16 protein-coding genes and 3 tRNA genes are annotated in these 20,470 nt (G+C 37.7%); 10 read left to right on the top strand and 9 right to left on the bottom strand.

Annotation, left to right across the window (positions count from 1 at the left end):
- The first annotated feature begins 81 nt into the window (after positions 1–81).
- From RM545_RS06820 to RM545_RS06785, 8 genes are all read left to right on the top strand, one after another.
- A tRNA-Lys gene (locus RM545_RS06820) sits at positions 82–154 on the top strand.
- A gap of 116 nt (positions 155–270) precedes the next feature.
- Positions 271–343: transfer RNA gene (locus RM545_RS06815), tRNA-Lys, on the top strand.
- A gap of 138 nt (positions 344–481) precedes the next feature.
- Positions 482–564, top strand: a tRNA-Leu gene (locus RM545_RS06810).
- Between the two features lie 642 nt (positions 565–1,206).
- Positions 1,207–2,106: a MerR family transcriptional regulator gene (locus RM545_RS06805; RefSeq protein WP_311494567.1), complete on the top strand. Its 900-nt coding sequence runs from the start codon at positions 1,207–1,209 to the stop codon at positions 2,104–2,106.
- Between the two features lie 8 nt (positions 2,107–2,114).
- Positions 2,115–3,578, top strand: a complete 1,464-nt coding sequence (locus RM545_RS06800) for a phytoene desaturase family protein (RefSeq protein WP_311494566.1) — start codon at positions 2,115–2,117, stop codon at positions 3,576–3,578.
- 4 nt (positions 3,579–3,582) lie between these two features.
- Complete coding sequence (locus RM545_RS06795) at positions 3,583–4,422, top strand: phytoene/squalene synthase family protein (protein WP_311494565.1); 840 nt, start codon at positions 3,583–3,585, stop codon at positions 4,420–4,422.
- Between the two features lie 6 nt (positions 4,423–4,428).
- On the top strand, positions 4,429–4,878 hold the full coding sequence (locus RM545_RS06790) for a sterol desaturase family protein (RefSeq protein WP_311494564.1): 450 nt from the start codon (positions 4,429–4,431) through the stop codon (positions 4,876–4,878).
- A 17-nt stretch (positions 4,879–4,895) separates the two neighbouring features.
- Positions 4,896–6,029, top strand: a complete 1,134-nt coding sequence (locus RM545_RS06785; protein WP_311494563.1) for a lycopene cyclase family protein — start codon at positions 4,896–4,898, stop codon at positions 6,027–6,029.
- Positions 6,030–6,034: 5 nt separating this feature from the next.
- On the opposite strand, the gene RM545_RS06780 is transcribed toward RM545_RS06785, so the two are convergent.
- Together RM545_RS06780 and RM545_RS06775 are read right to left on the bottom strand one after the other, a co-directional pair.
- Positions 6,035–6,595: a TlpA family protein disulfide reductase gene (locus RM545_RS06780; protein WP_311494562.1), complete on the bottom strand. Its 561-nt coding sequence runs from the start codon at positions 6,593–6,595 to the stop codon at positions 6,035–6,037.
- Between the two features lie 178 nt (positions 6,596–6,773).
- Positions 6,774–7,538 carry an XRE family transcriptional regulator gene (locus tag RM545_RS06775; protein ID WP_311494561.1) on the bottom strand — a complete coding sequence of 255 codons (765 nt, stop codon included), beginning with the start codon at positions 7,536–7,538 and terminating at the stop codon, positions 6,774–6,776.
- Positions 7,539–7,820: 282 nt separating this feature from the next.
- Here RM545_RS06775 and RM545_RS06770 point away from each other — a divergent pair, with 282 nt between their 5' ends.
- Positions 7,821–8,177 (top strand): hypothetical protein, encoded by a 357-nt coding sequence (locus tag RM545_RS06770; protein ID WP_311494560.1) that lies wholly within the window; start codon positions 7,821–7,823, stop codon positions 8,175–8,177.
- 129 nt (positions 8,178–8,306) lie between these two features.
- Here the strand turns inward: RM545_RS06770 and RM545_RS06765 are convergent, their stop codons facing one another.
- From RM545_RS06765 to RM545_RS06750, 4 genes are all read right to left on the bottom strand, one after another.
- Positions 8,307–10,574: an aconitate hydratase gene (locus RM545_RS06765; protein ID WP_311494559.1), complete on the bottom strand. Its 2,268-nt coding sequence runs from the start codon at positions 10,572–10,574 to the stop codon at positions 8,307–8,309.
- 300 nt (positions 10,575–10,874) lie between these two features.
- Complete coding sequence (locus RM545_RS06760; RefSeq protein WP_311494558.1) at positions 10,875–11,828, bottom strand: AAA family ATPase; 954 nt, start codon at positions 11,826–11,828, stop codon at positions 10,875–10,877.
- Between the two features lie 10 nt (positions 11,829–11,838).
- The gene (locus RM545_RS06755; RefSeq protein ID WP_311494557.1) at positions 11,839–13,269 is read right to left on the bottom strand and encodes a peptidylprolyl isomerase; all 1,431 of its coding nucleotides are present in this window, start codon (positions 13,267–13,269) and stop codon (positions 11,839–11,841) included.
- Positions 13,247–14,107, bottom strand: coding sequence for a peptidyl-prolyl cis-trans isomerase (locus RM545_RS06750; RefSeq protein ID WP_311494556.1), 861 nt, complete (start codon positions 14,105–14,107; stop codon positions 13,247–13,249). The genes RM545_RS06755 and RM545_RS06750 overlap by 23 nt, the downstream gene beginning before the upstream one ends.
- Positions 14,108–14,493: 386 nt before the next feature.
- On the opposite strand from RM545_RS06750, the gene RM545_RS06745 reads away from it, so the two are divergent.
- Positions 14,494–15,015 carry an OmpH/Skp family outer membrane protein gene (locus RM545_RS06745; RefSeq protein WP_311494555.1) on the top strand — a complete coding sequence of 174 codons (522 nt, stop codon included), beginning with the start codon at positions 14,494–14,496 and terminating at the stop codon, positions 15,013–15,015.
- A 72-nt stretch (positions 15,016–15,087) separates the two neighbouring features.
- Here RM545_RS06745 and guaB read toward each other — a convergent pair whose 3' ends face one another.
- The 3 genes from guaB to RM545_RS06730 form a co-directional block, all read right to left on the bottom strand.
- Positions 15,088–16,560, bottom strand: a complete 1,473-nt coding sequence (guaB, locus tag RM545_RS06740; protein ID WP_311494554.1) for an IMP dehydrogenase — start codon at positions 16,558–16,560, stop codon at positions 15,088–15,090.
- Between the two features lie 126 nt (positions 16,561–16,686).
- Complete coding sequence (locus tag RM545_RS06735; protein WP_432264576.1) at positions 16,687–19,164, bottom strand: TonB-dependent receptor domain-containing protein; 2,478 nt, start codon at positions 19,162–19,164, stop codon at positions 16,687–16,689.
- The gene (locus tag RM545_RS06730) at positions 19,100–20,464 is read right to left on the bottom strand and encodes an HTTM domain-containing protein (protein ID WP_311494553.1); all 1,365 of its coding nucleotides are present in this window, start codon (positions 20,462–20,464) and stop codon (positions 19,100–19,102) included. The genes RM545_RS06735 and RM545_RS06730 overlap by 65 nt, the downstream gene beginning before the upstream one ends.
- Positions 20,465–20,470 lie beyond the last annotated feature (6 nt).

Genomic DNA, 20,470 nt, shown 5'->3' with positions numbered 1-20,470 from the left:
TTTATGTCATTTTAATCTTGAAAAGTAAATTATTGATATTATATTTGCACCCGCATTCTGGAAAAGCCGAATGCACATTTTGATCTGGTAGCTCAGTTGGTAGAGCATCTCCCTTTTAAGGAGAGGGTCCTGGGTTCGAGCCCCAGCCAGATCACTTTTTTAAGTTCTGATTTTGTTGGGCGAGAATTTTATTGGAGTGAAGCGAAACACAATGAAGCTGAACCGAAGAGAGTCGCAAACAGATCATTTAGGTTATTAAAATATTGTTTAGATCTGGTAGCTCAGTTGGTAGAGCATCTCCCTTTTAAGGAGAGGGTCCTGGGTTCGAGCCCCAGCCAGATCACATTTTTTAAGTTCTGATTTTGTTGGGCGAGAAGTTTATCCTGAGTGAAGTGAAACGAAGGAAACCCCAGCCAAATCAATTTAGTTTAGTTAATTTACTAAGCTACTTTAACAGCCTTTAATTGAGAATTTCAATTACACCCGGGTGCTGGAATTGGTAGACAGGCATGGTTGAGGGCCATGTGTCCTTTGGGCGTGCGGGTTCAAGTCCCGCTCCGGGTACTTTACAGAATTACTTCTGCTTTCTACAATAGACTTCCTAAAGAAAAGCCACGAATTCACTGATAAGTTTTTGCTTCCGTAGAAAAACTCATTGTCGCAAATTCTAAAGAGGTATGCTGAAAAAACCAATCATCGATCTATTCTAGCATTTCTGAACAAAAGTCACGAATTCACTGATAAGTTTTTGCTTCCGTAGATAAAACCCATTGTCGCGAATTCTAAAGAGATTTGCTGAAAATACCAATTATCGACCTATACTGGCATTTCTGAAGAAAAGCCACGAGTTCACTGAAAAGTTTTTGCTTCCGTAGATAAAACTCATTGTCGCAAATTCTAAAGAGATATGCTGGAAACACCAATTATCGACCTATACTAGCATTTCTGAAGAAAAGCCACGAGTTCACTGATAAGTTTTCGCTTCCGTAGATAAACTCATTTCACGGTTTCCAAAGAGATATGCTGAAAATTGCCATTATTGATCTTCAGAAGTTTTACACCACCAGGTAAGGAGTTTCTCTACCTCCCTACTTCAATTAAAGACAAAACTGTTTAACCAATATTTATTTTTATTAAACATTTAACTTTCTGAAGGTTTTCAGAAGCGACAAATTATGTAGTTTTACTTCTCTTGTTAAACAAAATATGGAACTCGTAAAACAAAATTTCAGCATTAAGGACCTGGAGCATCTTAGCGGAATTAAAGCTCACACCATCAGGATTTGGGAAAAACGGTATAACATTCTCAATCCAGATCGCACTTCAACAAACATTAGAACCTATGACAGCTCCAATCTTCAGAAAATATTGAACATTGCTTTTCTTAACGAACATGGATATAAAATTTCCAGGATTTCCAAACTCTCTGAAGAAGAAATAGGAAAAATGGTAAAGAGGATTTCAGCCTCCTCCAGTGTGGAAAACCGGGCTATCAACGCGTTTAAAATGGCGATGATAGATTTTGATGAGGAACTCTTCAACAGGACATATGAAAGCCTTCAGGAAGAGAAAACATTTCAGGAAATATTTCAGCAAATCTTTATTCCTCTTTTAGGTGAGATAGGTACTCTTTGGCAAACCGATACTATTAAACCCATACACGAGCACTATATTGTAGAACTTATAAGAGAAAAGATATACCTAAACATTGCTGCTCTAAAGCAAGAGAGGAAACCAACTTCAGACAGGCTTTTTGTTCTCTTTCTACCAGAGAACGAAATCCACGATGTAGGCCTGCTATATCTTAATTATCAGTTACTTTTAAATAAGAAGTCGAGTATTTTTTTGGGTTCAAATCTCCCTATTTCAGACATAAAGTATCTCCTCGATAAAAGTGATAATATTACATTTATGAGTTACTTTACTATTGCACCACAGGATATTGTTGAATTCGTAAGAGAGTTTCAGGAAGAGATTTGTTCAGAAAAACCAAGGGAGCTTTTCCTTTTTGGAAATCGCGTAAAACAGTTTGAAGAACAAAAAAAGAATTTTTCGGCAAACATAAAATTCTTTCCTTCAATCCAGGATTTTATCAAAACCCTTTAATTCCGTACATGAAAAGAAAGGTTTCAATAATAGGCTCGGGTTTTGCATCTCTTGCGGCGTCCTGTTATCTGGCAAAAGAAGGGAATGATGTTCATATTTATGAAAAAAATTCTGAAGTTGGCGGAAGGGCGAGACAGTTAAAAAGGGAAGGTTTTACTTTTGACATTGGCCCCACTTGGTACTGGATGCCAGATGTATTTGAAAGATTCTTTGCCGACTTTAATAAAACTCCTGAAGACTACTATCATCTTGAAAAATTAAATCCTGCATATCAGGTGTATTTTGAAGATGGTGAGAAAATTACAATTGGTGATACTTTAGAAAAAATTTACCATGCCTTTGAAGCTGAAGAACCGGGAAGTTCTAAAAAGCTTAAAAAATTTATAGGTCAGGCTGAAGAAAATTATAACATTGCCATTAAAGACATGGTGTATCGTCCCGGTGTTTCTCCGCTGGAGCTGATTTCCATAGAAACTGCAAAAAAACTCGGACAATTTTTTAGTACCATCTCCCGCGAAGTTCAAAAGGAATTTGAGAATGTAAAACTTGTTCAAATACTGGAGTTCCCTGTTCTCTTTCTTGGCGCTAAGGCAAGCAACACACCTGCTTTTTACAGTTTTATGAATTATGCCGATTTTGCTTTGGGCACCTGGCATCCAAAAGGAGGAATGTACGAGGTCATTAAAGGCATTAAGGAACTTGCAGAATCACTGGGAGTCCAAATACATACAAATTCACCTGTAAACAAAATAAATCTCAATGGGGACACCGCAACAAGTATCATGATTAATGGGGAGCATATTAAGTCTGATATTATCCTGAGCGGTGCAGATTATCACCACACCGAGTCTTTACTCCCTGAACATAAAAGGCAGTATCCTGAAAAATACTGGGAGAAGAAAACTTTCGCTCCCTCTTCCCTACTCTTTTATATTGGTTTTGATAAAAAGCTACAAAATGTTTCTCATCACACCTTATTTTTTGATACCGATTTTAAAAAACATGCAGATGCCATTTACGATAATCCGCGGTGGCCGGAAAATCCCCTTTTCTATGCCAGTTTTCCTTCAGTCACTGACGCTGGTTGCGCTCCGGAAGGCAAAGAGTGTGGAATATTTTTAATTCCTTTAGCACCGGGTATAGAAGATACTCCGGAATTACGAGAAGAATTTTTTCAGAAAATTATAAAACGATTTGAAAAATTGACGAAGCAAGAAGTGAAAAATAATATTATTTTTAAGGAGTCCTTTTGTATCAATGATTTTAAAAGTGAGTACAATTCATACAAAGGAAATGCTTACGGACTCGCGAATACTCTTTTTCAAACTGCTTTCCTGAGGCCAAAATTAAAAAGCAAAAAAGTTCATCACCTGTTTTTTACAGGACAGTTAACCGTTCCGGGTCCTGGTGTTCCGCCTTCATTAATCTCCGGAAAATTAGCAGCAGAGCTTATTCAGAACTCAAAATTTTAATGCTATGAAATCCATTTTTGATGTCGTATCCCACGCCTGTAGTAAAACCGTCACAAATTCCTACAGCACATCTTTTTCTACAGCTACAAAGATGCTGGCTCCCGGTATTCGCCAGGATGTTTACAATATTTATGGATTTGTTCGGTTCGCAGATGAGATTGTAGACACCTTTCATGATTACAACAAAAAAGAACTTTTTGATGATTTTGAGAAGGATCTTTATAAAGCAATTGAAGCAAAAATCAGCTTAAACCCAATATTAAATTCTTTCCAGGAAACTGTTCACAAATATGATATAGAAGAACCGTTATATCGTTCTTTTATGAAGAGCATGCGTCAGGATTTAGTAAAATCTGAGTATCTTACCGTAGAAGAATACAAAGAGTACATTTACGGTAGCGCAGATGTTGTGGGTTTAATGTGCCTAAAGGTCTTTGTAAAAGGTGATCAAAAACAGTATGATGCCCTTAAGGAGTCGGCAATGAGCCTTGGATCGGCATTTCAGAAAGTGAATTTTCTGCGGGATTTAAAAGCAGATTATGAGGATCTTCAGAGAAGTTATTTTCCGGATGTTAATCTCTCGCAGCTGGATGAATTGAGTAAATCTAAAATTATAGAAGATATAGAAGAGGATTTTAGCAGAGGCTTACACGGCATTGCAAAACTCCCTGTAGAAGCAAAATTTGGAGTTTATACAGCGTATGTTTACTATAGAAAGTTATTACACAAACTTAAAAAAGTACCGTCGCTGGAAATTAGAAACCAAAGAATTCGTGTTCCGGATTATCAAAAGGCGGGACTCTTGGCAAAATCATATATTTCTTATAGATTTAACCTTATTTAAATAATTATGGATACTTTGCTTTGGATCTTAATTTTCCTCGGTACTTTTGTTGCCATGGAAGGTATGGCGTGGTTTACCCACAAGTACATTATGCATGGGATTTTGTGGAAACTTCATAAAGATCACCATCATAAAGACCACAGCAGCTGGTGGGAACGGAACGATTTATTCTTTGTTTTCTATGCGGCGGTAAGTATTACATTTTTTTTACTGTGGCAATACAATGGATTTTGGGCAGGTCTACCGCTGGGTCTCGGCATTCTCGCTTACGGGATCACTTATTTTACGGTGCATGATATCTTCATCCATCAGCGCTTTAAAATTTTTAGAAATGCAAATCACTGGTATGCAAAGGGCGTAAGACGGGCTCATAAGATGCATCATAAACACCTGGGCAAAAACCACGGGGAATGCTTCGGAATGCTTTTTGTTCCATTCAGGTATTTCAAAAAATAAATATTTGACATTTCTTTATGGGGATAACCTATTTTTATGTGATCGTGGGAAGCGGACTTGCCGGACTGCAGCTCGCTCATCAACTCAGTAAAGAAATATTCTTCAAGGGTAAGAAAATTGCAATTATCGATCCTTCAGAAAAAAATACCAATGATAAAACCTGGTGTTTCTGGGAAAAAGGACAGGGTAAATGGGATGAAATCGTTAGCAAAACCTGGAATTCTACAATCTTTCTTTCTGCCGAAAAAGACCTGACGCTTGATCTTACCCCATATAAATACAAAAGAATAAAATCTCTCGATTTTTACAATTTTATAAAGAAAGAGCTAAATTCTTCTCCTGACATTGTCTTTCTAAGAGACAAGATTTCCAGAATAGATCCTGTTACCATGCAGGCGATTGGCGAAAAAGAAAATTATTCCGCAACCCATTTTTTTGACAGCAGATTACCCTCTTCATATCTTGATGACAATAAATACACGAAGATCTTCCAGCAGTTCAGGGGTTGGTATATTGAGACCAAAAATAGCCATTTTGACCCCTCCACTTTTACGATGATGGATTACCGGCTTAAACACAAGAACTCCACCAGTTTTACCTACGTTTTACCAGAAACCAGCACAAAAGCACTTATAGAGTTCACTTTTTTTACCCCATTCCTGGCGGAAGATGATGTTTATGACGAAATGCTGAAAAAATATCTTTCAGAAATACTGAAAATTGAAGATTACAAGGTATCATCAGTTGAAGCAGGGGTAATACCTATGACTGATTTCCCTTTTGAAAAAATAAACACTAAAAAAATTACCAAAATTGGCACAGGAGGAGGTTGGGTAAAGCCCAGTACAGGCTATTCTTTTAAAAGCACAGAGAGAAAAGTAGACAAGATCATAGATAATATTAAAAGAGGATTAATTCCGGGGAAAAATCTTATTAAAAAGAAATTCCGCCGTTATGATGCTATTTTTTTAGATGTTCTGGCAAGACATAATGAAAAAGGAGATGTCATTTTCAGTAAGCTCTATTCCAAAAATTCCATGGAAGATATCTTTAAATATCTTGACGAAGAAACTTCACTTTCAGAAGAAATGAAAATTATGTTTTCCCTTTTCGGTACCGAATTTATAGAATCCTTCTTCAGAAAAATATAAAAATATCAGGATTTAAGAAGCTCATCCAGCGTGTTTCTCATACTATTGCTATTCCAGTCTGCCGCGCCCACTTTTTTGATGATAATGTTGCCTTCACGATCTATCAAATAAGTTGTGGGAAGTGTAAATCCGTCCAGAGGTTTAGGGTCTGTTGTAAGCATCCTGTACGTAGGAAAACTATAGCGGTTCCGCTTCAGAAAATTGGTTGTGGTTTCATGGTCTTCACCAGAGATGAAAAAGAAGGCCACTTTATCTCCATAATCTTCATAAAGCTCCTGGAAACTGGGCATTTCTGCTATACAGGGAGGACACCAGGTCGCCCAGTAATTCACAATTACTACTTCATCTTTATATTCTGAAAAGTCTACACGTTCTTCATTATTCTTTTCCAACACCCAGTCGTAACTGGCAATTTGCTCCCTGTCTTCTTCGTCTGTCACTGATGGGCTAAAGGCGAAAGCTTTATTTGCGAAAATCTGCAGTGGTTTTCTGATTTGCGGAATAAGGAGAGCCAAAAGAATCACAATTAAAATAATATTGAGCCACTGGTTCTTGAATAGTTTCATTACTTTATAATTAAAAACCGCCCGCTAAACAGGAATTATTGGTTTAGAAAGGACGTAAATTTAGTTGTGTTTGTAAAGAAACAAAACAGCCGCTAATCTTCAAGGAAATTGTAGTAGAATTTATGTGCGGTGAGCGTTTGCGACAATGTCGAATGACGCTCTTAAAGAAGGAAAACTGTTAGTGTGAAATTGTAGCTATTTTCTTATTAAGTTTGTAGACTTCTTTTTTAAGCATCTCTAATGCATCTTCCAAAGCTTTAATTTTTCCCTTGGAAGCTATTTCATGGTGTGGCACAAGGACACTACTTATTTTACCTCTAATCATCATTAGTTCACGAACATCCTGCTTCTTTATCTCCATTTGTTCCCTCTCACTTTCATCTTCAACGTTATCGTTTTCCAAAGTTAGGGAAGCCGGATCTTCATTTAAGCGAATACGCTTTACCAGGATGGAATCTTTAGTAATAATTAATACCAGCGAGCCATCTAGTATGTTCTCCAGTTTTTTTTGCGTCTGGCAAATTACCACATCTCCGGAAAGTATTGTTGGGGCCATACTGTTTCCTTCCACCTCAAAAAGTTTTTGATTTTGTGTGGGATTAAAGCCGGGAATACGGTACCAGCCATAATTGTCCAAAGGTGCTTCGCTGTCATAATTTTCTATAAAACCTGCATGTGCCGAAACGGTTATATATGGCACGAATCCATTTGATATTGACATTTTGATTGTAAATTTGTCTCCTTTTAATAGAAAATCTGTAGTTACATCGTACAACTTACTAAGATTAATGATATGCTCTGCTACGATCCCGTTTTGTGAATTCTCGATAAGCGAATAGGCTGCCTGAGAAATAAAGAGCCTTTCAGCAACATACTTCTGCGAAAACTTATGTTCTCTCCTCAGTTCTTTTATTCTTTTACCTATCTCCTGTCTTCCTTTCATATGGTCTGGTTCTCGCCCTCATTTTTATAGGGAAATTCATTTTAACAAAGATCGTGTATTAATTAAAGACTGTAAATCTTTATAATTAATAATGATAATCTAAAGGTTTAATCTTCAGGACTCAGTTAAACACGTGTTAAAAGAAAATAGTCGTTTGAAATAAGTAGTCCCTTGCCATAATTTTACGCTCCGTTACAACCTGATAATACTCAATAAATGAATTATATCGCTCTATGTCATAATGCTTTAAAGTTAATCAATTCTAATTTAAATTTACTCAATATGTATTACGCTATACTTGGGGATGGTACAAATGAAGAATATGAGGAAATAGAGAGTTTAATACAAGAGCGCATAAAAATAAGAGAAAGTATAGAACTTGAGTTGAAGGATTATCTGGAGAATTTAAAGGAAAGCAATGGACACTTTGTATTTGCCCTTTCTCCTTTCATTAAAATGGAGTATTTATTAACGGGAGCCTTGCGAAAGAATACCTGGAAAAATTGTGAAGATTGTGAATTATCTAATATAGGTCTTTACTACGATTGCCTATATAGGAGCACACGTTGCAAAGATTTTACAGATTTGCTACTCAGGCAAAAAGGAAGAATAGAGAATTTTCTAATAGCACAAATGTAACAGATTGGTTATTTTAACTGGGGAGTAAAATAACCGATTAGAAAGCCCGGCAAACGCCGGGCTTTTTTTTATAAAAAAACTCCCGAAAGATTTACTTTCGGGAGTTTTGTAATTGAGAACAAACAAAAATTAAGCTGCGTTTTGTTCTTTTATAAGATTTAAGGCTGAACCTTTTCTATACCACGCAATTTGCGGCTCATTATAGGTATGGTTTGCCTTAATAGTATCTTTACTGCCATCAGCATGTACTACTTCTATAGTCAGCTGCTTGTCGGGAGCAAAATCTTTAAGATCAATAAAGTTGAAAGTATCATCCTCCTGAATAAGATCGTAATCTGCTTCATTATCGAAAGTAATTCCGAGCATTCCCTGTTTCTTAAGATTCGTTTCATGAATACGTGCAAAAGACTTCACCAATACAACCTTTACTCCCAGGTGACGTGGCTCCATTGCCGCATGCTCTCTGGAAGAACCTTCCCCGTAGTTGTGATCTCCAACAACTATTGTAGGAACACCTGCTTTTTTATATTCCCTTTGTACTGCAGGAACACCGTCAAATTCTCCGGTAAGCTGGTTCTTTACAAAATTCGTTTTCTTATTGTAGGCATTAATAGCCCCAATAAGACAATTATTGGAAATATTGTCCAGGTGACCTCTGTAGCGCAACCATGGTCCCGCCATAGAAATATGGTCTGTCGTACATTTCCCTAGAGCTTTGATAAGAAGTTTTACACCTGTAAGATTTTCACCATCCCAGGGCTCAAAAGGAGTCAGTAATTGAAGACGTTCACTGTCTTCGGCTACTTTTACTTCTACAGAACTTCCATCTTCTTTTGGCGCAATATATCCTGCATCTTCTACAGCAAAACCTTTTGTGGGTAATTCAATCCCCTTAGGTTCGTCCAACATCACTTCTTCTCCGTCTTCATTGATCAATTTATCACGGGTTGGATCAAAATCCAATCGTCCTGAAATTGCAATCGCAGCAACCATTTCTGGAGAACCTACAAAGGCATGTGTATTCGGGTTACCATCTGCCCGCTTCGAGAAATTTCGGTTAAAGGAGTGAACAATGGTGTTCTTCTCGTCACCTTTACGGTCACTCCTATCCCACTGCCCGATACATGGTCCACATGCATTTGTAAATACAGTGGCATCAAGGTCTTCAAATATCTGAAGTAACCCGTCTCTTTCCGCAGTGAACCTTATCTGTTCTGATCCCGGATTAATACCAAAATCTGATTTAGCTTTAATTTTCTTGTCAACCGCCTGTTTCGCAATCGAAGCAGCACGCGTTAAATCTTCATAAGATGAATTGGTGCAGGAACCGATAAGTCCCCAATCCACATTAATAGGCCAGTCTTCCTGTTTTGCTTTTACTGCCATTTCTGAAATTGGAGTAGCAAGATCTGGAGTAAAAGGTCCGTTAAGGTGAGGCCTTAATTCTGAAAGATTGATTTCAATTACCTCGTCAAAATATTGTTCAGGATTAGCATAAACCTCATCATCTCCTGTTAAATGCTCCCGAACTGCATTTGCAGCCTCGGCAACATCTGTACGGTTTGTGGCTTTAAGGTAGCGTGCCATTGAGTCGTCATAACCAAAAGTTGAAGTGGTTGCACCAACTTCAGCTCCCATGTTACAAATTGTACCTTTACCGGTACAGGACATAGCTGTCGCGCCTTCGCCAAAATATTCTATAATCGCACCGGTTCCCCCTTTTACAGTAAGGATTCCGGCAACTTTTAAAATCACATCTTTGGGAGCAGTCCAACCAGAAAGTTTTCCGGTTAATTTTACTCCAATTAATTTAGGGAATTTAAGTTCCCAGGCCATTCCGGCCATAACATCTACAGCATCTGCACCACCAACACCAATGGCAACCATTCCCAATCCACCTGCATTTACAGTATGAGAATCGGTACCAATCATCATTCCACCGGGAAATGCATAGTTTTCCAGAACAACCTGGTGAATAATACCTGCACCCGGCTTCCAGAATCCAATTCCGTACTTATTTGATACTGATTCCAGAAAATCGAAAACTTCGCTGCTTGATTTATTTGCACTCTGAAGGTCAATTGCAGCACCCATTTTAGCCTGGATAAGGTGATCACAATGTACCGTAGTTGGCACTGCCACCTGTTTTTTACCAGCTTGCATAAATTGCAGCAGAGCCATTTGAGCAGTCGCATCCTGGCAGGCAATCCTATCCGGAGCAAACTCAACATAATCTTTACCCCTTTCGTAAGCCTTAGAAGTTTCGCCGTCCCACAGGTGAGAATAAAGAATTTTTTCTGAAAGTGTCAAAGGTTTTCCAACAACTTCACGTGCTTTATTTACACGATCTGCCATTTGGCTATACACCTTTTTGATCATATCAATATCGTATGCCATGTTCTAAAAAGTTTTTTGTTCTAAAAAGTCCTGCAAATTTACGAATTTCAGCCGGATTTTGAAAGTTATAAGCAATATTCAGAAATTAATAGAAATAATATACCACTTGTTGTTGTTTACAGATAATAATTTCCTGAATATAAAAATATCATCTATAAATTATGAATTTATTAGTTTGAGTGGAAATACTCAGGATATTCCAAATTAATTTTATCTATTTAAAAAAAGTTAACGAGGAAATTAGTGCTGGAAAAGGTTTAAATTGTATCGTTAAGGCAAAATGTGCTACCGTAATAATTTTTAGAGCAGTTCCTTAATTATCTTCTCTTCGGAAATACCTTCTGCCTCTGCTTTGTAATTTTTTATTATCCTGTGCCGAAGAATTCCAGTGGCAACTGCCTGCACATCTTCAATATCCGGAGAGAATTTCCCGCTGACGGCTGCATTTGCCTTTGCTGCCAAAATAAGATTCTGAGAAGCTCTTGGTCCTGCACCCCAATCTACATAGCTTTTAACAAGTTCAGGTGCTGTTTCTCCAAGGGGACGTGTTTTTCCCACCAGACCTACAGCATATTCTATAACATTATCTGCTACCGGAATCCTCCTGATGACGTGCTGAATATCTGATATTTCATTTGCACTAAAAAGCGCCTGTACCTGCGGCTTGTTATCTGTAGTTGTACTTTTTACCACATCTACCTCTTCCTGGTATGTAGGATACTCCAGATTAATAGCGAACATAAACCGATCGAGTTGTGCTTCGGGTAAAGGATAGGTTCCCTCCTGCTCAATCGGGTTCTGCGTAGCCAGAACAAAATAAGGAAGATCAAGTTTATAATGGTGGCCAGCAACAGTTACCGCGCGTTCCTGCATTGCCTCAAGTAAGGCGGCCTGGGTTTTTGGCGGAGTACGGTTAATCTCATCTGCCAAAACAATATTGGCAAATATGGGTCCTTTAATAAATTTAAACTGACGGTTTTCATCCAGAATTTCTGATCCCAGAATATCACTCGGCATTAAATCTGGCGTGAATTGTATTCTCTTAAAATTCAATCCTAACGCCTGTGCAACAGTGTTTACCATAAGTGTTTTTGCCAGTCCGGGAACACCTATTAACAAAGAATGCCCCCCGGAAAATATAGAGAGCAAAATTTGATGTATAACTTTATCCTGACCTACGATTACCTTGGCAATCTCCTTTTTTAACTGCCGGTTTTTTTCAACCAGCTTTTCTACAAGTGCAACGTCAGACATTAAGTGTAAATTATTTCTTTAACCAGTTACCGGCATAGGTGCAGTCCCTGAATTTGCTATTAACTTTAATATAGGTATCTGCAATTTTTTCTGTTTGCCATTCTTCTATAGCTTCCAGTTGTTTTGCCTGCAATGCCAAATCTTTAATTTTAAGGTAATCTGTGGCATAATTTGCTTTATGTTCAGGAATACGTTTTACAACCTTAATAAGCTTAAAGAAAGGCTTTCCTGTATCATCACTATCAGTTATTCTTAAAGACATTTCACCTTCTTTGAGGTTTACAATCTGATTATAAATCTTTGGATCCAAATCTGTCTGCTCAAATTTTGTATCTCCTGTTTTCGGATTTCTTAACTTCCCTCCGTCATTCCGGGTCTCCTTCTCATCAGAAAATTCTTTAGCAGCCTCAGCAAATTCCAGTTTCTCTTCGCCAACACGTTTTCTAATACTGTCGATTTCTGCCTTTGCCTCATCTACAGTTGCATTAGTAACTCCCGGGATTAAAAGAATATGCCTAAGGTCTACCTGCTGCCCTCTTATTTTGTCAATTTCGATGATATGATAACCAAATTCTGTCTCAAAGGGTTCGCTCACTTCTCCTTCCTGAAGACTAAACGCAACATCTTTAAATTCTTTTACAAAATTATCTTTTCGTCCTAAAGAAAGAATGGTGCCGCCGGTATTTGTATCATCAGAATAAAGTATTGCTTTAGTTCTAAAACTAGCATCATTATCCTCTACATCTGCCTTAAATTCATTTAAGCGGTCTATCACCTTCTGTTTTTCACTTTCAGGAATTTCAGGACGCACAACAATCTGGGCAATTTCTACCTCATCTCCAAAAATCGGAAGTTCATCCTTCTTCATCTCTTCAAAATAGGCTCTCACCTCTTCCGGAGTAACTTCTACGCTCTCCACTATTTTTTGCTGCATCCTGGAAGAAAGCTGCCTTTCCTTATTGATCTCGAAAAGCTCCTTCCGCAGTTCAGCTTCAGATTCTTTATTATAATATTCAACAACTTTTTCAACAGATCCAAGCTGCCTGCTCATTTCAGCAATTTGTTGATCAATATAACTTCTTATATCTGCATCTAATACTATAATACTATCCTGAACAGCATGATGTGCATAAAGCTTATTCTCCATTAAAGAACCTGCCAGCTTACATTCGGTTACATCTGCAGTAGACATGTTCTGGCTTTGCATTTGCTTGTACATAAGATCAATATCACTATCAAGAATGATATAATCTCCAATAACAGCAGCAATTCCCTCTACTCTTCTTCGCTCATTGCTGCTCTTGGTGATGCTCTCTGCCACCTCTTCTTTAGGCTGGATGGCTGTGCTATCTGTAACAACAACCTCCTGAGCCTGCATTTCTACTACAAAAAGCATAAGGATTAGACCTGTAGTAATTCTAGTTATATATTTCAAATTCATTGTTTTTAATTGCATCTTTTGTAATATCTTTTTCCAATTCTTTTACTAAATCCTGTTTCCGCTTATTCAGCAGTATTTGTTCTATAGTTGCTGAAGCGTATTCCAGAGGAGCCTGCTCGTTACGACTAAGCACATCATTTACATAGATCAAATATACGCTTAGGGAATCTTCAAGCTGCAGATAATTTGATTTTTTTAATAACCGGGAACGATCATCTGCAGAAAGAGGTCCTATTTTATCATAAACCGCTTTCGTCCTTACCCAAATAGAATCATTCATCGAGTAATTTTTAAACTGAAGAGCAAGCTTTTCCAACTCTGTTTTATCCTCATCATTAAAACGGGTAATCCAACTTTTAATTTTATCCAGGTTGGTATAATTTTTATCCAGGTTGATATACCTGAGTTTTACCAAATCCTCATTAAGCTTAAAATTCTCTTTATTCTGTTCGTAATACTCTTCAATTTCATCCTCTTCAAAAGCAGTGTCCAGTTGTTTGGATACTACAGCCTCTGTATAAGCATTGGTATAAATCTCGTTTCTGTAATTTTCTACCAGGTTGTTGAATTCTTCCTGCTGTTTATCGGGAAGGTTAAGCAGCGCACGATCTATAAGCAGTTGTTGGGTGGCCCAGCGGGTTATATAATTTGAAACAATTAAGCTGCTATCTTCAGGAGATGTATTCTCGTCTACAAGGGCTTCAATATCTTCTTCATAGAGATAGGAATCATTTACCCTAACAATAATCTTCCTTTCCTCTGCCGCACTAAAGTAGTCACAACCTGTTAGTGGAAGTAAAACCAATATAAAGAGAAGCTTACTTAAAACTTTATTCAAATTAATGCTTTTTAGGCTTACAATTTAACTACCAAATACATGCCATAAATTTCTACCCATAAGTATGGAGCAAAAATAAGAATAAGATTAGGTTCTGCAAGCTAAGCTCCTATTGAAAATTCAGGAGTGTAATTTTCATTATAAACCAACGTTCTGGGATCGTCATAAATATAGTTTTCCCAAATAAATGTAAACAACTCAGGAATCAGTAATACTCTTTATGTAATGCCGAAAACTGGCATTTTTGGGCACTCTCTTAATTCAGAAAATTTGAAACATTGGAACAATTAATATTTTTTCTTCGGAAGGGTCCATAAAAACTATTTTAGTTTTTCTATATGTTTAATTGTTTGTGCCTCTTATATTTGCAAAAAACTTATAATAAAATGAAAAAATTTGGTTTAATTATTACACTTCTCTTCGTTAGTGTAATAGCAAATGCACAAACAAAGACAGGTACAATTGATCCGGAATTTATTCTTTCCAAAATGCCGGAAATCACAGAAGTTAACACCGGACTGGAAGGTTATAATACTGAATTACAGGGAAATCTACAGGAAAGTATAAGCAGTTACGAAACATTAATTGCTGATTACCAGGAAAATAATTCTGCATTAACTGAAGAAGAAAGAAAAGAGAAGGAAACTCAGATTATCGGACTTGAAAATGAAATAAAAGGCTTTAGACAGAAAGCTTCTGTTATGCTACAGATGAAAAGAAATGAACTTACTGAGCCTCTTTACCAACAAATTGATGCTGCCATGCAAAAGGTTATCCAGGCAGAAGGTTACACGCACATAATCAATGCCGGTGGAAATAGTCTTGCTTTTGCCGCCGAACAATATGATATCACTATGTTGGTAATGGAAGAACTTGGAATCCCGACAGAAAATATAGAAGAACAATAAAATACCGATAATTGCCAAAAAAAAGCCTCAGCTAAAAACTGAGGCTTTTTTGTTGTTCTATGAAATTTATTTCTATCTGCTGTAGTTTGGAGATTCTTTGGTAATTGTTACATCGTGAGGATGACTCTCATGTATTCCTGAAGACGTAATTTTAATGAATCTGCCACTTTCCTTCAGGGTTTCAATATCCTTGGCGCCGCAATAACCCATTCCGGCTTTTAAACCTCCAACGAACTGATGTATGCTTTCTTCAAGCTCGCCTTTATAAGGAACCCTACCAACAATACCTTCAGGAACAAGCTTTTTAATATCATCTTCCACATCCTGAAAATAACGATCTTTGGAACCCTTCTGCATAGCTTCAACAGATCCCATTCCGCGGTAAGATTTAAATTTTCTTCCTTCGTAAATAATAGTTTCCCCGGGAGATTCTTTGGTCCCTGCAAGCAGAGATCCAAGCATTACCGTATCTGCGCCGGCAGCAATTGCTTTTGGAATATCTCCTGTGTACCTGATACCACCATCTGCAATTACGGGAACGCCGCTACCTTTAATAGCTGCTGCAACTTCCAGTACTGCCGAAAATTGAGGAAATCCGACCCCGGCTACAATTCTTGTAGTACAAATAGAGCCCGGACCAATTCCTACCTTTACAGCATCTGCTCCTGCATCTACTAAAAATTTCGCCGCCTCGCCTGTGGCAATATTTCCAACCACCACTTCAAGATCTTTAAATTTTTTCTTAACTGCTTTCAGTACTTCCACCACTCCTTTGGTATGGCCATGGGCGGTATCAATAATTACGGCATCCACACCGGCTGCAACAAGAGCTTCCACTCTGTCCACAGCATCCAGGGTAACTCCAACTGCCGCTGCTACACGAAGTCTTCCGTAGTTATCCTTATTAGCCATTGGCTTTTGCGTAAGCTTCGTAATATCCCGAAATGTTATTAGACCTACGAGCTTTTTGTCCTCATTTACTACCGGTAGTTTTTCAATTTTATTCTCCTGAAGAATATCTTCTGCCTGGTCCAGTGAAGTTCCTTCAGCAACTGTTACCAAATTTTCAGAAGTCATCACTTCCGAAATTGGACGGTCATTATTTTTTTCAAAACGTAAATCACGATTGGTAACAATCCCCAGCAATTTGCCTTCGCCATCTACAATAGGAATCCCGCCAATGCTAAATTCTTTCATATGAGCTTTGGCATCTTTTACTTTTGCCGAAATTGGTAAAGTAACAGGATCTATGATCATACCACTCTCTGCCCTTTTTACTTTCCGAACTTTCAGTGCCTGTTGCTCAATAGTCATATTCTTGTGAAGCACTCCAATACCTCCTTCTCTGGCCATAGCTATAGCCATACGGGATTCTGTAACAGTATCCATAGCAGCGGATACAATAGGTACATTAATAGAAATATTTCTGGTGAATTTTGTACGGATACTAACTTCGCGTGGTAAAACTTCAGAAAATGCGGGAACCAGGAGTACGTCGTCGTAAGTAAGACCTTCTCCAAGGATTTTAGATTCGTGTGCGGTCATAGCAATTAAGGATTTAATTGCGTGCAAATATAAGAGGAATAAGTGAGAAAACAGACTTTATTAATTTTAACTCACCAGAATTCCAATAAAGAAAATAATTACTGTATTTTAAATTTCCTTATAAAATTAGAGCCTGAACTGTAAGGTGGTATACCAGGTTATGGGTTGCGCAGGAATGATTCCGGGACCGGGATAACCGGTGGCGCGCCTTGTAAAATAGGAATTATCAAGCAGGTTGTTTATTCCCGCTTCAAGTTTAAACCTTCCAAGACTATATGAAGCTGAAAAATCCAGAATGCCATATGCCGGAATACTTCCTTCAATTCCCCGCTGATTATCATTCACATCCTGTGGTGCATTGGTCGCATCTGTATATTGTTTGGATAAATAAGTGTACTGAAGGCCTGCAAGGAAATTATTATAACCGAAATTAAGACCTGATTTCAAATTGAGGTATGGTATAAACTCAACCTGGTTTCCTTCTACATTCGTTTCAGGAGAAGAGGTATATTCAGAATTGGTAAACGCAGCATTTATAAAAAGGTTCAAACGTAAATTTTTATTCTGTTCAAAAAAGGTGTTTTTCAGATCCCAATCACCAAAAGTTTCCAGACCATATATAAAAGCATCTCCTATATTAGCTCTTTTGCGCACAATAAAACCATCCTTAACTTCCAAAACTTCGCCAATCCTATCATTGTACCATAACCCGAAGATGCTGGCATCATAGGAAAGATATTTGTTAAATCTTCCCCGCATCCCAATATCTGAAGTAAACCCTCTTTCTTCAGAAATATTTGGATCTACCGCAAAACTCGGATTAACAATCCTGATATCACTAAAGGTCACCGACCTGTAATTCTGTGATAAATTTGCATAAAACTCGTTCGAAGCATCAAGGTTGTAACTCGCGCCAACCCCAAATAAGGCAAAACTTCTTTCCAGATCTTTAGTCTCTTCTACGGTTTCATTAATTAAGGGATTACCGGCGAGATCGAGAATAATCCTTTTGTAATAGCCGTTTGCTTTTGTATTGATGTACTCTACCCTAAAGCCAGGAGTAATGCTGAAATTATTGGTCAGGTTGAAAATATTTTCCCCAAAGAACGCCAGGTTCCTGTTCGGAAAATTATATGCCGACTGCCTTGGGTAATTTGGATATTCATCTTCCGTAAAACGAAAATCGGGTTTGGCAGATGTAGTTCCTGAACCTTGTTTTTGAAAATTATCGGCATCGTAATATTTACTTCCCAGTAATATTACTGACTCTTCATCAAAAAGATCATATTTAGTTAGTATCCTGGCCTCTGCTCCCCAGTTGGAGAAGTCGTCTACAAGCAATTCTCTTGGGGAAGCGTGATCATCAGCCTGAGAAACCCGGTTTTCCCGAAATCCAACAGCCTTTCTTGAAGCATCAAGACCAAAAACGTTTAAGCTGAAATCTGTTTTTTCTGAAAACTGGTGTTTAAACTTTAGTGCATATAAATTCCAGTTGACATCAAACCAGTTACGTTCCCTATTACTGAAATCGGGATTTTCATAAAACTGAGCATCAGTTAAACCTCCCGGCTGTTGTGCTAAATAATCCAGGTAAGTATATTCAAAACTTATTTGGGTGCGATCACTAAATTTCCAGCCCATATGCGCATACGCATTATGAGAATCATATCCTGAATTTGGCCTGAAACCCTCCCCTGTTTTATAATTGTAATAAGTATAATAATTGAATTTCCCTATTGTACCACTTATACTATTGAAGCTTGTATACAGATTGTAAGATCCCACAGATTGTCTCGAGATAAGCTCAATCTTTTTATCGGGAACCGGTTCTTTAAACTTAAAATTTATGAGTCCTCCAAACTGAGTTCCATATTGTAATGAAGCTGCACCACGAATCACCTGAATTTCTCTTAGTGCTTCCGGTGGCGGAGTATAATAGCTCTCAGGGTATCCCAAAACATCTGCTGATATATCATAGCCATTTTGCCGCGTATTAAAGTTTTGTGTTCTGTTAGGATCCAGACCACGGCCTCCAATATTCAGTTGTAAGCCGGCATCACCATTATCGTAGATATTCAATCCAACCACCTGGCTATAGATCTGCCGTGCATTATTGGCCGCCATGTTTCCCACGACCTTATCCATTAAGACTACTTCACTTTTTTTACCGGCATAGATCGCCGTACCTTCAACTTTCCTCAATTTTCTTAAAGCAAACAGCTGTTCTCTTCTGTTTGTGATCATCACTTCACTTAAACTTTCTGCGAGCGGAGAAAGTTTAAAATCGATTTTAAGGTCTCCGTTAATAGTAATCTCTCTTTCTACAATGCCATATTCATAACTAAAAACTGCAAAATCGTAAGTACCTGATTTGAGGTCCTCCATTTCAAATTCTCCGTTTACATCTGCCACTGCAACTTCAGACTCTGTTTTGTTCCAAACCTCTGCATTAGGAATAGGTTCTCCTGTTTCAGCAGAAATCACTTTTCCGCTAAAGGTATGCTGAGCCTGAGCAGAGAGAATTGAAAAAAATAATATGCTAAAGACCTTTAATTTCATCGTTGAATGGTAAAATAAATGTTTTGCGTTTGAATGAATCTTCATATTCCAGAAGATTTATATCGGGATCTATATACGTCGTGCTTTTTCTTCCGTTTAATGCCGCATAACTTTCAACATATACTTCTATATTCTCGTGACCGTCTTTCCTAAAATGATCGGCAAGAAAATGAGCATACTCCAAAATAAAATCTGGCTGAAAGGACATTTGTTTCTCCTGAAAAGGTGTGAGGAAATCTGAATTATCCACGTAAAATCTCTTTCCTGTCTCACCGTTAACTACTTTAAACTGTGCATAACCGGCTTTTTCCATAAGCATTACTCTCCAGGAAAAACGAAAACCTTCTTCAGTCCAGAATAACTCCCCGGGGTAAAGAAGATATCTCCAGGGAAGTAACAACTGAATGAAAAAGAAAACTGAAACAATCCCAACACTTACCTTTTTAGTAACCCCTGAAAATTTGAAGGTTCTGGAATTATCAAATGTTCTTTTTGTTATTCTAAACCATTTAGAAATGTATTCCAGAATCCTGTGATGAACTTTTGGACTAAAAAATACAAGTGCGCTCACGATCATTATATAAGGAAACATCCCAATAGGAAATAAAACACGTGTGAGAAGATGAAAAATAATTACCAGGAGAAAGGCGAAGAGCCGGGTGCGTTTCCACAGTAGAAGAAAGGGAATAAAAAGATCATAAAGCATTCCGCTCCAACTGAAAGCATAATGAAGCCATTCTTGCTGCATAAGATCACCCAGAACAGGCAGATCATACTTAGAAGGCAACCAAATCTTTAATGGCATTGCACTGAAGAGCCAGTCCGAGTTTAACTTGGCTAAACCTGCATAGAAATAAACAATCCCGAGGAGTAGTTTAATGGCATCGATACACCAGCGAGGAACTCTTTGAAATCTTTTTCCAGGATTTTTTAGTGCATCTACAGAGTAATAGACATTAGCAGGAAGAAAAATCATTAGAAAACTAAGGATACTAATGAAGTAGTAATGATTGAGATAAGTTGTTTTGTCCATCAATTCGATATACGTAAAACTGAGGAAAAACGAAATAATGGCAACGCGATATTTATATCCTGCTGCAACCATTACAGCTGCAACACCGCAAAGTATAAAAAGTAAATAGGTAAAATCACCCAATGGTTTTACCCATTCAAAACCGTAATATGAAAAGAAAAATTTAGGAGTTATATACAATTTCTCAATCCAGCCATTGAACCAAAATCTGACTATACTGGCAAACATTAAAATTCCAAAAAACAAACGAAAAACTGCCAAAGGGGCAGCTTCCGTAGTCTTTTTTAGATATTCACCAATGGAATAGCGCATCAGATA

The sequence above is a fragment of the Autumnicola lenta genome (assembly GCF_031846515.1).
GTDB lineage: Bacteria > Bacteroidota > Bacteroidia > Flavobacteriales > Flavobacteriaceae > Autumnicola > Autumnicola lenta.
This window is presented reverse-complemented; position numbering and strand designations above follow the sequence as displayed.